The sequence below is a fragment of the Motilimonas cestriensis genome, from assembly GCF_021295315.1.
In the GTDB taxonomy this organism is placed as follows: Bacteria; Pseudomonadota; Gammaproteobacteria; order Enterobacterales; family CBDFNC01; genus Motilimonas; species Motilimonas cestriensis.
The window spans coordinates 87,215-101,624 of sequence record NZ_JAIMJA010000011.1; the positions used below are offsets into that span (position 1 = coordinate 87,215).

13 protein-coding genes are annotated in these 14,410 nt (G+C 45.1%); 5 read left to right on the plus strand and 8 right to left on the minus strand.

Features of this window, described 5'->3' with window-relative positions; all coding sequences use genetic code 11:
• Positions 1-57: 57 nt before the first annotated feature.
• The 8 genes from fliI to K6Y31_RS12115 form a co-directional block, all read right to left on the minus strand.
• Complete coding sequence (fliI, locus tag K6Y31_RS12080) at positions 58-1,401, minus strand: flagellar protein export ATPase FliI (protein WP_233053066.1); 1,344 nt, start codon at positions 1,399-1,401, stop codon at positions 58-60.
• Positions 1,385-2,356 carry a flagellar assembly protein FliH gene (gene fliH / locus K6Y31_RS12085; RefSeq protein WP_233053067.1) on the minus strand — a complete coding sequence of 324 codons (972 nt, stop codon included), beginning with the start codon at positions 2,354-2,356 and terminating at the stop codon, positions 1,385-1,387. The genes fliI and fliH overlap by 17 nt, the downstream gene beginning before the upstream one ends.
• Positions 2,356-3,390, minus strand: coding sequence for a flagellar motor switch protein FliG (gene fliG, locus K6Y31_RS12090; RefSeq protein WP_233053068.1), 1,035 nt, complete (start codon positions 3,388-3,390; stop codon positions 2,356-2,358). Before fliG ends, fliH begins: the two co-directional genes overlap by 1 nt.
• Entirely contained in the window at positions 3,383-5,098 is a 1,716-nt protein-coding gene (gene fliF / locus K6Y31_RS12095; protein WP_233053069.1) for a flagellar basal-body MS-ring/collar protein FliF, read from the minus strand. The genes fliG and fliF overlap by 8 nt, the downstream gene beginning before the upstream one ends.
• Positions 5,099-5,208: 110 nt before the next feature.
• Positions 5,209-5,532: a flagellar hook-basal body complex protein FliE gene (fliE, locus tag K6Y31_RS12100; RefSeq protein WP_233053070.1), complete on the minus strand. Its 324-nt coding sequence runs from the start codon at positions 5,530-5,532 to the stop codon at positions 5,209-5,211.
• A 143-nt stretch (positions 5,533-5,675) separates the two neighbouring features.
• Positions 5,676-7,061: a sigma-54-dependent transcriptional regulator gene (locus tag K6Y31_RS12105; protein ID WP_233053071.1), complete on the minus strand. Its 1,386-nt coding sequence runs from the start codon at positions 7,059-7,061 to the stop codon at positions 5,676-5,678.
• A gap of 4 nt (positions 7,062-7,065) precedes the next feature.
• The gene (locus K6Y31_RS12110) at positions 7,066-8,088 is read right to left on the minus strand and encodes a sensor histidine kinase (protein ID WP_233053140.1); all 1,023 of its coding nucleotides are present in this window, start codon (positions 8,086-8,088) and stop codon (positions 7,066-7,068) included.
• A gap of 162 nt (positions 8,089-8,250) precedes the next feature.
• Positions 8,251-9,732 carry a sigma-54 dependent transcriptional regulator gene (locus K6Y31_RS12115; RefSeq protein ID WP_233053072.1) on the minus strand — a complete coding sequence of 494 codons (1,482 nt, stop codon included), beginning with the start codon at positions 9,730-9,732 and terminating at the stop codon, positions 8,251-8,253.
• A gap of 204 nt (positions 9,733-9,936) precedes the next feature.
• Between K6Y31_RS12115 and K6Y31_RS12120 the strand changes: the two genes are divergently transcribed.
• The 5 genes from K6Y31_RS12120 (at position 9,937) to pseF (ending at position 14,400) form a co-directional block, all read left to right on the plus strand.
• Positions 9,937-11,244 carry a motility associated factor glycosyltransferase family protein gene (locus K6Y31_RS12120; protein ID WP_233053073.1) on the plus strand — a complete coding sequence of 436 codons (1,308 nt, stop codon included), beginning with the start codon at positions 9,937-9,939 and terminating at the stop codon, positions 11,242-11,244.
• Positions 11,241-11,477, plus strand: coding sequence for a hypothetical protein (locus K6Y31_RS12125; RefSeq protein WP_233053074.1), 237 nt, complete (start codon positions 11,241-11,243; stop codon positions 11,475-11,477). The genes K6Y31_RS12120 and K6Y31_RS12125 overlap by 4 nt, the downstream gene beginning before the upstream one ends.
• Before the next feature lie 94 nt (positions 11,478-11,571).
• Positions 11,572-12,567, plus strand: coding sequence for a UDP-N-acetylglucosamine 4,6-dehydratase (inverting) (gene pseB, locus K6Y31_RS12130; protein WP_233053075.1), 996 nt, complete (start codon positions 11,572-11,574; stop codon positions 12,565-12,567).
• A complete protein-coding gene (gene pseC, locus K6Y31_RS12135; RefSeq protein WP_233053076.1) occupies positions 12,561-13,709 on the plus strand; it encodes a UDP-4-amino-4,6-dideoxy-N-acetyl-beta-L-altrosamine transaminase in 1,149 nt (382 codons plus the stop codon). The genes pseB and pseC overlap by 7 nt, the downstream gene beginning before the upstream one ends.
• Complete coding sequence (gene pseF, locus K6Y31_RS12140) at positions 13,705-14,400, plus strand: pseudaminic acid cytidylyltransferase (protein WP_233053141.1); 696 nt, start codon at positions 13,705-13,707, stop codon at positions 14,398-14,400. The genes pseC and pseF overlap by 5 nt, the downstream gene beginning before the upstream one ends.
• Positions 14,401-14,410: the final 10 nt, after the last annotated feature.

Sequence of the window (14,410 nt, forward strand, 5' to 3'; positions counted from 1 at the left end):
TCAATCTCACCTTTTACAACTTAATAACGCGTTGCTGATTAACAATGCTGCAAACTATTATCGCTGCTGGCCACTGTTGACAAACTCTTGCGCTAATCCAGCCAATTGACTCAAGCTGTTTTCATAATTAACCGACTCTTTCATAGGTTGTTGCAAGAAGTGGTCCAACCTTGGCTTAATATTAATGGCTTGATCAATACGCGGGTCACTGCCCCTGGAGTAGGCGCCAATGGTGATTAAATCTTTGTTTTCTTGATATAGCGAATAAGCTTGCTTAATCGCCCGGGCCAACATTTGATGCTCATCACTTGTCACCATAGGCATGACCCGACTAATCGATTTAGCAACATCAATAGCCGGGAAATGCCCTGCATCAGCGAGTTCACGAGCAAGTACAATATGGCCATCTAAAATAGCCCGCGCAGCATCAGCAATGGGATCTTGTAAATCATCCCCTTCCGTTAATACGGTAAAAAACGCCGTGATCGAACCTTGCCCGCCGCTGCCGTTACCGGCTCTTTCTACCAATGCTGGTAACTTAGCAAATACCGAGGGCGGATAGCCTTTGGTGGCTGGCGGCTCGCCAATAGCTAATGCAATTTCACGTTGCGCTTGAGCAAAACGGGTCAACGAGTCCATTAATAGCAGCACACTTAAGCCTTGATCGCGAAAATATTCTGCTACGGTCAACGCGGTTTCACAGCCTTTTAGGCGCATTAACGGTGACGCATCGGCAGGCGCAGCGATAACGACTGCACGAGCGCGCCCTTCTTCGCCTAAGATATCATCAATAAATTCTTTTACCTCACGACCACGCTCACCAATCAAGCCCACCACCACCACATCGGCACTGCTGCCGCGTGTCATCATGCCGAGTAGCACACTCTTACCTACACCAGAACCAGCAAACAGGCCCATACGCTGGCCTTTACCCACGGTAATCATAGAGTTAATAGCACGCACGCCCACATCCATGGGATGGCGGATTGGGTCTCTCGCTAGCGGATTGATGCGAGCGGCGCCGTACTTGGCTCGTTCGTGGCTCATGATGTCGCCCAAACCATCGAGTGGATTACCCACACCGTCAATGACTCGGCCGAGCAACTCCATACCAACGGGGATCCCCTGCGTCTCATTCATTGGGATCACCCGCGCGCCCGGTAAAACACCAGACAAACGTTCACTCGGCATTAAAAACAGCTTATCGCCGGAAAAGCCTACAACTTCGGCCTCAATCAGCCCTTCCATGGTTTCTACTTGACACAAGCTACCCAAAGGCGCGGTGCAACCAATGGCTTCTAGTGTCAGCCCGACGACACGCGTCAATTTTCCGGCAGCAACAGGCTTAGGCGCTAAATTGACAGCTTGGTAATGTGATAAACGACTAGCCAGCGGGGTCATGGGGTGGCTCGGTTAATGAATTCGGGTCGTCATTTTCTTCGACGTTTTCATGCTTGGGCGATGATTCGGTACTGGCAACAGAGGTTACTTCATCCGTATTTTCCTGCTCATTAACCTGACTTGTATCGCGCTCTGGTAGTGGCTCAGGCAGTATCTCTTGCACTTCTTGCTGCGCATCCGCTAAAGCTTGCTGCATATGTGCATTGTTTTGCGTCAAAAACTGTTTTAGTACTTGGTTTATACGCATCTCTAACGGGTAATCGACACTGGATAATTCCGTTTTAACCTGGCAATCGCCGCGCTGTAAACTTGGCTCAGCAATTAAATGCCAGCCACGTTTTTCACACTCTTGTGCACTATACACAGTTTCAATCATAGCGATATCATCAGGATGAAAATGCAGCTTCGCCGTTTGGGTCGCAAAAGGAAGTACATCAATGGCTTGCTTTAAAGCGCCGAGGATCACTTTAGGGTTAGTGGTTACTTCGGTTTTAACTATCTGTTGCGTTAGCTGCAGCACTAAATTGACCAATTGCTGCTCTACTTCTTGATCTAAATGAGCAACGGGTTGACATAAATCTTGCGTCAACTTAGCCCAAATAGCGGATTGTTTAGCAATTTCATCCGCGCCTTGCGCTAAGCCTTCAGCAATACCTTGCGCTAAGCCTTCAGTGTGTCCTTTAACTAATCCCTCCGCTTTGCCTTGCGCTTCACCTTGTTCAAATCCCGCTAGACGGCCTTGATCAAATCCTTCTTGGTAAGCATCTTGGCGTATGGCTTCTATTTCTTCAAGGGAAGGTGGCGCCGGAGGCAACTCTTCAATCTCTTCTTCTACCTCTTGATGATACCAATCAGGGGGCATATTAAGGGCGTTAGTATTGCGCTTAACGGGCTCTTCTACCTCTGGAATTTGCCAAAGTTCTGGCTTACTATCGTGCTCTGAAGAATGCGACATTATAGGAATTCATCCCCACCGCCACCGCCGAGCATAATTTCACCCGAGTCAGCCAAGCGCCTTGCAATGGAAAGGATCTCTTTCTGCGCTGATTCCACTTCACTGACGCGCACCGGCCCCATGGCTTCTAAGTCATCAGCCAACATTTCGGCAGCACGTTTGGACATATTGCGCATAATTTTCTCTTTCAGCTGATCATCGGCACCTTTAAGGGCACGTTGCAGAACGTCTTGGGCCACATCACGCAATAGCGCTTGAATGCCGCGATCATCAACATCAATTAAGTTATCAAATACAAACATCAAGTCTTGAATTTGTTGGCTCATTTCTTCATCCGACTCGCGAATAGAGTCCATTAATGGCCCTTCAATACTAGTGTCTAAGTAGTTCATAATATTGGCCGCTGCTTTCAAGCCGCCCATTTTCGCCGCTTGTGCACCCGCTTGACCAGCAAACTGTTTCTCCATGATCTCATTTAGCTCTTGCAATGCTGCAGGCTGAACTTCTTCAAGGTTAGCAATCCGCATCATCAAGTCGAGTCGAACGCGCTCTGGGAACTGACTCATGATCTCAGATGATTGCTCCGGCTCTAAGTAAGATAAAACGATGGTTTGAATTTGCGGGTGCTCGTTTTGAATGATACTGGCCACTTGACGAGCATCCATCCACTTGAGGGAGTCTAAACCGCGCGCACCACTGCCCATAACAATTTGGTCAACTAAGTTACCCGCTTTGTCTTCACCTAGAGCTTGGGTCAGGGCATTACGCACAAAGTCTTCACTGCCAATACCTATGTTGGTGAACTTTTGAATATCTTCGAGAAAGCTACGGTGAACAGCGGTCACTTTCTCTTGCGAGAAATCTTGCATTGAAGCCATGGCCATACCCAAGCGTTGTACTTGCTTAGGCTCTAAATGACGGAAAATTTGCGCCGCGTCTTCTTCGGTCAAACTCAGCATTAAAATAGCTGATTTCTCTACGCCGCTTAGGCTCGCGATATCAAATTTCTGGGGTTCTTTTTTTTCATCAGGCATCAGAGGTCAACCAATCTTTAATTACTTGGGCTGAAAGATCGGGTTCATTGGCCACCAACGCCCGAACCGCTTTCACTAAATCTTCGTCTTTATGCAAATCAGGTAAATTGAAATGGCCATCTTTGATACCAAAATCCAACTCATCACCCGAGTCTGCAGCGACTAACCGTAGATCATCATCACCTGACAATGACCCTACTGCACCGCCCATTTCAAAATCTTCCTTGTCAATCGACTCAGGGTAAAGCAGTTTCTTAAGCATAGGTCTGATAATGGCAAATACCACTATTAAAATAACCAGCATTGAGCCGCCGAAGCGCAACATTTGATAAAACTGATCAGACTGCCAAAATGGAGGTGGCTCGATATTGTCCAATTCAGGACGATTGAACGGCACGGTCACCACTTCTAAAATGTCACCGCGATTCACATCAAACCCTAAACCACCTTGTAATAGGCGACGAATACTGGCGAGCTGCTCTTGGGTTCTTGGCACGCGAGTGACTGCACCTTCAGCGCCGGCTTCAGTTTGATAATCAACAGCAACCGACACAGTTAGACGACGCACAAAGCCACTTTGTTGACGAGAATGACTAATGGTCGTGTCTAACTCATAGTTTCGGGTGGCTTCTTTATGGCTACTGCCCGGTGCGCCTCCGCCATTCCCCCCTGTCGCGTCTTGAGGAATATTTGCATCCATCGGCGGCTGGTTGGTTAACGCCCCCGGAACATCAGCACCATCACCGCCTACGGTTGAGTTTTCAACGGTCATCTCACTACGCAATGCAGGTATATCGGGGTTATAGCGTTTCTGGGTTTGCTCTACCGCAGTGAAGTCCATAGTCACATCAACTTCTGCGGTATAGTTATCGAAACCGACCACTGGAATTAAAATTGAGTCGATTTTATTTTTGTATTCCTCTTCCCGTTTGCGCTCTAATTCAAATTCTTTACGGCTTTTAGCCGCTAACGGGTCTTGGCTACCTGAATTGAGCAAGCGACCACGTTGGTCGGTAACGGTAACACGAGATGGTTCAAGGTTTTGTACTGCTGACGATACCATGTCGACAATGGAATCCACTTCTTCTTGGGTCAGGCTATCGGCGCGGCTAACCGTCAATACTACCGTTGCACTGGCTTTTTGTTCACGACGCGTAAATACATTTTCTTTTGGAACTGCAAGTAACACTTGCGCTTTTTGCACATTTCTCATGGCTTGAATAGCAAGGGCTAGCTGACGCTCTCGACTTAGTTTCAAGCGTTCACTTTCAAGACGTTGGCTGACGCCAAAGCCCATGTCTTGCATTAAAATCTCATCGCCTTTTTCATCAACCGGGCCGACCCCGTTTCGCGTCAAGCGTAACTTAATTTGTTGATAATCTTCAGCCACCACTAAAATAGTGTTGCCTTCTAGCTGATATGGGATTTTTTCTTGATCTAAAAAATCGAGGGTAGTGATCAGTTGCTCTGTTTGAAAATTACCTAATGGACGGTAGTCAGGTGCTTTACCCCAGAACCATAAAATAACCACAATAGCTAAAACAATAGCCAGACCAATAATAATGGTGACTTGACGCAATACGTCAACATTACCGAGCATCGCCAAAGGAGAGCTTTTTTGCTCGCCTTGCTCGAGTTGATCAGTTTGACTCATGGCTGTGCTACCGCCGCCTACCATTAAGTCTGTATTTTGATTTGCTTCAGCCACTTAAATGATTCCTTACTACACTGGCATACTCATGATTTTTTATAATACGCTTCAACCATCTTGTTACGCACTTGTATTAACTTTACTTCAGTCACTTAAATAATGCTTGGCTACACTGGCATACTCATGATGTCTTTATATGCCTCAACCATCTTATTACGCACTTGTACCGTTGCTTCAAAAGCAACGCTGGATTTACTGGCAGCAATCATAACATCGCCCAAGCTGACATCGCGGTCACCCATCTCAAAGCGGTTTCGTAACTCACCTGTATTCTGCTGTAAGCCATTTACATTGTCGATAGCCTGTTTCAGAAGTTGTGAGAAGTCCCCTTGTGCAGACTGGGTAGCGGGGAGTTGCGACTCTAAACCTTTTGCTTGAACGGATAAGGCTTGCATTTCATTGAAAAGGGATGATGTATCTGAAATATTCATACTGACCTCTGTAATATGCCTGTCAAATTGTTGACTAAAGCCCTGTTCGGCCTGTCGTTATATTAATAAAAGCAATTTTCAGGCCAAAATAAAAAAGACGGCCTCGCCGTCTTTTTTGTTATTTTAAATCAGCTAGTTATTAATTATATAGCCATTCCCATTTCTTTCATTCGAGCCAATTTGTAACGCAGTGTTCGCGGGCTAATCCCGAGCTTTTCAGCTACATCTTTCCGTTTCCCATCACAGGCTTTTAAGGCATCAAGAATAATAAGATGTTCTTGCTGTTTTAGTTCATCGCCCAGTTTTTCCTCGACGATGGCCGTAGAGCCAGTATCACTATTATTTTGTGCGATAAATGCTGTTGAGCTAAATGGACTTTGCTGCTCGCCGGCTTGACCTGCTGCGCTCAATTCGTCTTCTAATATCAAGTGGTCAATATCTATATCGGTACCACCAGATAATATCAAGGCGCGTTGCACCACGTTTTCCAATTCGCGAACATTACCCGGCCAAGGATAATGGGTAAGACGGTGCGCCGCTGCGTCTAAAATTTTCGGTGTTCGCTCTGAGTTGGCATGGCGCTGTAACAAATGCTCCGTCAAAGGAATAATATCACCTGGACGTTGACATAGAGGTAACCATTGCAATGGGAACACGTTCAATCGATAGTAAAGATCTTCACGGAATAACCCATCTTTAACCGCTTGTTTTAAATCTCGGTTACTGGTGGCTAAAACCCGAACGTCTAGTTTCACTGTTTTACGACCACCTAAACGCTCGACCTCTTTTTCTTGCAGCACGCGCAGCAACTTAGATTGTAGACTTTGCGCCATCTCGGTGATTTCATCGAGTAAGATAGTGCCACCTTGCGCTTGTTCAAACTTACCCGGGCACGCTTGCACTGCGCCAGTAAATGCCCCTTTTTCGTAACCAAACAGGGTCGCTTCCAGCATATTTTCTGGGATTGCTGCGCAGTTTATCGCCACAAAAGGCTGTTCAGCGCGTGGTGACATATCATGAATATAGCGAGCCATGATTTCCTTACCCGCGCCGCTTGGGCCAGTCACCATTACCGATGCATCGCTTTTGGCAACCTTAGCGGCAAGGTTTAATAGCGCTTCGGTACTCGGATCGCCATACACGGGCGTGCATTTTTCACATTTTTGCGCTGGCGCATAACGGCTAACTTGATTTAGTAGTACTTCAGGAGCAAAAGGCTTAGCCAAATAATCAATCGCGCCTTCGCGCATGGCTTTAACGGCATCATCAATGGTGGCATAGGCCGTCATCAGCAACACCGGAACTTCTGCATACTTGGCTTTAATATTTTGTAACAAGGTTAAACCCGACATGCCGCCCATTTGTATATCACTAATGACCAAGTCAAATTTACGACGGCTTAGCTGCACTAATGCCGCCTCTCCACTATCGGCTTCGGTACATTCGTAACTGGCTAACAATAAGGTATCGACTAACGCTTCACGTAAGCCTGCATCATCTTCAACCACTAAAATTTGTGCTGTAGACATAAGGTTATCCTCCTACTACTTGCGCTGGCACACTGGCGATTGCATGTAAGGGTAAACATAAAGTAAAGCAACTGCCCTGCCCCACCACTGACGTCACTTTCATTTCACCTTCATGGGCTTTTGCTACCGATTGCACCACGGCTAGCCCTAACCCCGTGCCCTGCGGTTTAGTGGTATAGAAGGGCTGAACAATTTCGGGGAGTTGCTCTGGCGCGATACCTGGACCATTATCTAACACGCTGATTTCCACTTGTGAGTCAGCATTACAACTGGCACGCAAATGAATTTTTGCGCCGCTGCCACAGGCTTGCAACGCATTATGGATCAAGTTTCCGATAGCGCTAGCCAAGGCATTTTTATTGGCGAGTAGATAAAGATCTGGGTCAGGTAACGCAATGCTTAAGCTAGCATTGGCTCGCTCCATCATCGCATCACAGCCTTGCTTCACTTCTTGTAATAAACTTTGAATTGAAATGTCTGCGACAACTTGCTTTTCACCGCTGCGGGCAAATAACAACATATCAGTCACTTGGGTTTCTAAGTCTTGCAGGCGGCTCATTAGCTTTTTCTGAAAATTGACACGAGACGTTTCAGGCAAGCTGGCACTGCCTAAGTTAGCGGCATACAACATGGCCGCTGATAACGGGGTGCGGATTTGGTGCGCTAACGAGGCCACCATATTACCAAGGGCTGATAAGCGCTTCATCTGCGCCATTTTATCTTGCAGTTCACGGGTTTGAGTAAGGTCGGTTAAGGAAATCAACTGCCCAGAAAAACCTTCGAGAGGAGAAATAGACAGTTGAATTTTACGTCCATTGACCAAAGATACTTCATGGCCATCATCAGCTTGAGGCGCAAAAGCACGGCGAATGATATTAAACCAAAACTCACCAACCAGAGGGTCACCTAACAAGTCAATGGCAACTGGATTAGCTTGAGTCACCAGACCATTATTGTCGAGCAAGATCACGCCAGAGGGCAGTAAATCGAATACGTTAGCCAAGGAGCAATGTTGTGCCCTTAACATGGCAAGCTCACCGGCAAATTCTTCTTTCGCTAATGTCGTTTCTATCACAGTCAAAACCCTGGCGCTTATAAACTTATAGCTTGATAATGCTAGTTTCGTGCCAGAATTTTAAACTGTTATATTTTAGTCAGATAGACAATAAATGAAGCCGTAAAACAACTGTTACTCTTTTGAAGAAAGGCTGTATTTCTTCATTTTTTCAACTAAGGTGGTACGTCGCATACCTAATTGCTCAGCGGCGCGAGCAACCACGCCTCCTTGCTGGTCAAGCGCTTGGCGGATCATATCCACTTCAAACTCTGCCAACATATCTTTCAAATTGACACCTTCTTCAGGCAACGCCGAGGCAGCACTACTTTGAAACCCTTCGCTCAGCAAATCAAACTCATCTTCGGTTGGCTCTTGTGCTGTTTTCGTGTTCGCCTGCTTTTCGTTACCGTAGTCATCGTTAAAAATACTTAGCAAAGCTTCACGCTCAGCGAATGCACTGGGCAACTCCATGGTTGCATCTTCGGTTTCCAGGTGGCGATATTTAGCGGGCAGCTCTGCCACATCCACAATCTTGTTCGGGTGCAGTATCAACAAGCGCTCAACCAAATTTGATAACTCACGTACATTACCCGGCCAAGAATGTAGCATTAAAGATTCAATGGCGCGTTGCGTAAAACGCAGTGTGGCGTTGTGCATGGTTTCATGGCGGGCCAATAACTCTTGTAGCAATAAAGGCACATCATCTTCACGCTCACGTAAAGCAGGTGTTTCAATCGGGAACACATTAAGGCGATAGAATAAATCTTCACGGAATCGCCCTTGTGCAATCATGTCTTCAAGGCCTTGATGCGTCGCCGCGATGACTCGCACATTAGCATGTAACGATTTAGCGCCGCCAACACGTTCAAAGGTACGCTCTTGTAATACTCGCAGCAGCTTCACTTGCATCGGCATTGGCATGTCACCAATTTCATCCAGAAATAAGGTGCCGCCTTCAGCTAATTCAAAGCGCCCCTTGCGCGCCGCAAAAGCGCCAGTAAATGCGCCTTTTTCATGGCCAAACAACTCACTTTCCAGCAGGTCTGGTGGGATAGCGCCACAGTTAACCGGTACAAAAGGGCCATTTTTACGATCTGACATTTCATGGACCGCGCGAGCAACCACCTCTTTACCGGTACCTGACTCACCTAAAATCAACACACTGGCCGCAGTGCCCGCTACCTGCTCAATTAAATGGCGCACCTCTTGAATGGCATCGCCCTTGCCCACCAGCATTTTTAATAAATACGAGTTTTGGCTTTGATCTTTAAGCTCACCGATTTGACTCAAATAAGACTGGCACTGATGCAGCAAGCGCGTCAGTTGATCGTAACTAAATGGCTGACTTAACCGACCTAAATAATTTGCTGCATCTAAATCAAGGCTTTCGCACACCCCAACAAAGGGTAACTGTGGATGCTGCTGGACAATTTCAAGAGCTTTTGACGGCGGTATCTCACCCAAAAGGACGCCTTTATATCGAGTAATGATTTCAACTTGATCCAAATCGGCTAAATGCTCAGACTCCTCCCCAATAAAGGATAAAATCGTTTGCAGTAACCGTTGGTTCTCTTCGTTACTGTCGATAATCAACACAGATAAAGGTGCGGCCATTGGATATCCTCATAAACTCAAACCGCTGGAAAATTGACTAAAGGCGGTTTATTGACGCCTCCATTCTAGAGGATCTGAATCAGACTACAAGTTAAGAACCGAACATTAGTCACAAATTTGACGCCCATAAAAATAATAAATACCTAATAAATTGATTTAGGTAACAATCTATTACAAACTCATTTTTATTTATCGGACTTTCATGTGGATTTGTTTTTTAACCGAAACCTACATTTTATAAAGCAGCGTTGGCCAGAAATAGCTCGTAACATTGAGCAAGCTCAGCCATATCAAACACTTACTGCGACACTGCTAAAAGCAAAAGCCGATACACTGATCATCAATAATATACAGCTAACTGGCGCTTATGACAGAAAGCATGAAGCGCAAGTTCAATGTGAGGAACTACCTGATGATGCCAAACACGTTTTTCTATATGGTCCTGCATTAGGCGATATTCAAACCCATCTATTACAGCGTGATACGCTATTACAACTTCATGTTTGTGTGCTTAATTATGCCGTGTTTTCTGTGGTATTAAGCTATTTTGATCAGCCATGGCTAAGTGATCCTAGAGTCATATTACATGATATGAACAGCCTAAAAGATGTATACAGCCCGTTTGTTGTCGCACCAGCTGAATTACAACTTGCTGCAAATGAAGCCATAAAATTGCGTGACCGACTTTGGTTAGAATTAGATCATGAATTTGTACAACAAAAGCATCTAGGTAATTTTGACGCCATTAATTGTCAGGTGCTAGCGAATAGTGCTGTTATCAGTAAAGATCATGATGTTGCATCACTGTTTGATCAAGCCAATGGGAGCAAAGCGCTTATCATTGCCGCAGGACCAAGTTTAGAGCATCACTACGAAACATTAAAAGCCATTTATAAACGTGAAAATAGGCCGCTAGTGATAGCGGCAGATGTGACCATTCCCGTATTTAACTCATTGGACCTCGTTCCTGATTACGTGGTGTATATCGATCCTGACTACAAGCATCATTTTCAACAATATGATTTAACGCACTTTTCAAACAGCCGTTTAGTCTATTTTCCACGCATGGCTACGACTGATTTATTACATTGGCCTGGCAAGCGATATTGCGCCTACTCAGACTCAACTCTCTTTGACGAAATAAAGCAACAACTGCCTCGAGCAAGCTTGTTTAGTGGCGGCAGTGTGTTACATGCAGCAACAGATCTAGCGGTAAAAATGGGAGTTAGTGAGCTGTATTTCCTCGGTGCTGATTTTGGCTATGTCAATGAGCGCACTCACGCCTTTTGGGAAAACAATACCTTAATGCCAGCGGGGATCAACAGTGCCAATACCTTTGTGCTAAATGGTAATAACGAACCCATTCCTACTCATGCCAACTTCAGAGGCTACTTACGTGAACTTGAGCGTTATATTGAAGCCCATCCTAGCGTTCATTTTTTTAATACCAGCTTAGTGGGTGCTCATATCGATGGAGCCCCCTTCGCCAAGGATTTTGCAGAGAAGATATGACTATTCGATACGAAGCAGCCAAAGCCATGCGGCAGGGGAAAGTAGCCCAAAGTAACGTTGAATTGAATAAGGTGCTAATAGCGATGCAACAGATCGCCCCAACCTTAGCAGAAGAGCAATTAACATTGTTCAACAACATCATCCAAGTAATGAACCAAGCAAGAATAACTAATGACTGGTTATACTTGGCCGATATCATAGAATACGAGCTGACACCATTTTTTGAAAAATAGTGGCATCATTATTGCTATTCTCTGTCTACTGCCCATTGGTGGTAACGGACAGAATAATTTAGCTCCTTAAAGAGACAACATATTTGGGTAATACATGTTTAATAATAAAAGCATACTTATCACTGGCGGCACCGGCTCTTTTGGCAAACACTTTGTTCGCACTTTACTTGCCCAATATACTCCCAAGAAAATCATCATTTTTTCTCGCGATGAATTAAAACAGTTTGAAATGCAGCAAGAGTTTAACGCTCCTTGTATGCGTTATTTTATTGGTGACGTCAGGGACAGCGAAAGACTAAATCGCGCCATGAACAAGGTTGATTTTGTGATCCATGCTGCAGCTTTAAAACAAGTTCCCGCTGCCGAATACAATCCGATGGAATGCATTAAGACCAATATCAATGGCGCAGAAAACGTCATTAATGCTGCACTAGATAACAATGTTAAAAAAGTGATCGCGCTATCAACCGATAAGGCGGCAAACCCTGTCAACCTCTATGGTGCTACCAAGTTAGCATCCGACAAGTTATTTGTCGCCGCCAATAATATGGCCGGTGGCCACGATAGCTATTTTTCGGTGGTGCGCTATGGCAATGTGGTTGGCTCACGGGGCTCTGTGGTGCCATTTTTTCATAAATTGCTTGATAACCAGAGTGATCATTTACCTATCACCCACCCAGAAATGACAAGATTTTGGCTAACCTTAGATCAAGGAATTGCATTCGTCATTAAGAGTTTTTATCGCATGAAAGGCGGTGAATTGTTTGTCCCCAAGATCCCATCGGTTAAAATCACTGACTTAGCTAAAGCCATGGCACCTCATCTTGAACAAAAAATTATCGGGATCCGTCCCGGCGAAAAATTACATGAAGTGATGTGCCCAGCCGATGACTCTTATCATACCTATGAGTTTGAAGATCATTTTGTCATCGCACCTTCAATTACCTTTAACAGCCGCTCTAACACATTTGATAAAAACAACTTAAATGAACAAGGCCAATTAGTCACACCTGGATTTGAGTACAACTCATCGAACAATAGTGACTTTTTAACAGTTGAACAACTACTTGAGCTCAATAACGCATGTTAACTATTCCTTACGGTAAGCAACAAATCACCCAAGCTGATATTGATGCCGTCGTTGCCGTATTAACATCAACGAACCTGACGCAAGGGCCGAAGGTGCCTGAGTTTGAGCGGGCTGTCGCGAGCTTCTGCCAAGCTAACCACGCCATCGCGGTTAATTCGGGAACATCTGCGCTACACATAGCCTGCTTAAGTCTTGGCTTAAACCAAGGTGATATTGTTTGGACTAGCCCTTTTAGCTTTGTTGCCTCGGCCAATTGCGCACTGTATTGCGGCGCCAAAGTCGACTTTGTCGATGTTGAACTTAGCAGCGGTAATATGGATATGAAAGCGCTCGCCACAAAATTAGCCAGCGCGAAACAAATTAATCAATTACCCAAGATCATTATTCCGGTCCACTACGCTGGTCAACCATGTGATTTGGCAAGTTTATACCAGCTATCTCAACAATATGGCTTTAAAATCATTGAAGATGCCAGCCATGCATTGGGGGCATGTTATCAAGATAAACCCATAGGTCATGGCCAATACAGTGACATCACCATATTTAGCTTTCATCCGGTGAAAAATATTACCTGTGGTGAAGGCGGCATGGCATTAACCCAATGTCCAGAGATAGCCAAAAAACTGCGCATGTACTCCAGCCATGGCATTACCAAGACAGACTGTGTCAACGAGATTCATGGTGATTGGTACTACGAGCAGCAACTACTTGGCTTTAATTACCGCATGACAGATTTACAAGCAGCCCTTGGCTGCTCGCAAATGCAACGCTTGCCTGAATTTATTGCCCGTAGAAAAGCCATTGCAAATAGATACCAAAAAGTTTTACCAAAAAGTATTGGCCGATTAACTAATGATCCAATTGGCGAAAGTGCTCATCATTTGTTTCCGATCCAAATTGCTGCCAACAAACGTAAACACGTATTTGATGGTATGCGTAAAGCGGGGATCATAGTGCAATTGCACTACATCAACATTGCCCGTCAGCCCTACTATCAGGGCCTTGGTTTTGATCCAATCAACTACCCTAATACCGAAACATTGAGTCAAACCTCTTTTTCTTTGCCCTTGTATGTGGATCTCACCGAGGCGCAACAAGATTTTGTAGTGGCAACATTGCTGGAGTTGTTAGCCGATGATTAATCTTTGTGTAATTCCAGCGCGTGGGGGCAGTATACGGATCCCACAGAAAAATATTAAAGCATTTTGTGGTAAACCTATTATCGCCTACTCCATCGAAATTGCTAAAGCATCAGGCCTGTTCGATAAAATTATCGTCTCAACCGACGACAACGAAATAGCAAAAGTTGCCAAACAATACGGCGCAGAAGTGCCTTTTATGCGCCCCGCTGAATTATCAGATGATTATACCGGCACCACACCTGTGGTTGCTCATGCGATTCGCTTTATGGAAGACCAAGGGTATCAGATTGATAAAGTGTGCTGCATTTATGCAACCGCGCCACTACTCAAAGTGGAATACCTAAAACAAGGTTTCAATAAGCTTGCTGAGCCAAACTGTGAATTTTGTTTCTCGGCGACTACCTTTGACTTCCCTATACAACGAGCCATTCGTTTACTGCCCGAAGGTGGCGTAGAGCCGATGTTCCCTGAACATATTGGTAGCCGAAGCCAAGATTTAGAAGAAGCCTATCATGATGCGGGACAATTTTACTGGGGCACACCAGAGTGTTTTAAGGAAGGACGCAGTGGGTTTAATAAACAAGCACAAATCGTACATTTACCTAAATATATGGTGCAAGATGTCGATACATTAGAAGATTGGATCCGACTGGAAGGTTTATTTAGGCACAAATCAGAACATTTGGTGTAAATTTTGCTAG

What these genes read in the sequence shown, in the direction of transcription:
- fliH (WP_233053067.1), bottom strand. Translation starts at nt 2,356, where the DNA reads ATGTCGCATTCTTCAGAGCACGATAGTAAGCCAGAACTTTGGCAAATT.
- fliI (WP_233053066.1), bottom strand. Translation starts at nt 1,401, where the DNA reads ATGACCCCGCTGGCTAGTCGTTTATCACATTACCAAGCTGTCAATTTA.
- pseC (WP_233053076.1), top strand. Translation starts at nt 12,561, where the DNA reads ATGTTAACTATTCCTTACGGTAAGCAACAAATCACCCAAGCTGATATT.
- fliE (WP_233053070.1), bottom strand. Translation starts at nt 5,532, where the DNA reads ATGAATATTTCAGATACATCATCCCTTTTCAATGAAATGCAAGCCTTA.
- K6Y31_RS12110 (WP_233053140.1), bottom strand. Translation starts at nt 8,088, where the DNA reads ATGTTAAGGGCACAACATTGCTCCTTGGCTAACGTATTCGATTTACTG.
- pseB (WP_233053075.1), top strand. Translation starts at nt 11,572, where the DNA reads ATGTTTAATAATAAAAGCATACTTATCACTGGCGGCACCGGCTCTTTT.
- fliG (WP_233053068.1), bottom strand. Translation starts at nt 3,390, where the DNA reads ATGCCTGATGAAAAAAAAGAACCCCAGAAATTTGATATCGCGAGCCTA.
- K6Y31_RS12105 (WP_233053071.1), bottom strand. Translation starts at nt 7,061, where the DNA reads ATGTCTACAGCACAAATTTTAGTGGTTGAAGATGATGCAGGCTTACGT.
- K6Y31_RS12115 (WP_233053072.1), bottom strand. Translation starts at nt 9,732, where the DNA reads ATGGCCGCACCTTTATCTGTGTTGATTATCGACAGTAACGAAGAGAAC.
- K6Y31_RS12125 (WP_233053074.1), top strand. Translation starts at nt 11,241, where the DNA reads ATGACTATTCGATACGAAGCAGCCAAAGCCATGCGGCAGGGGAAAGTA.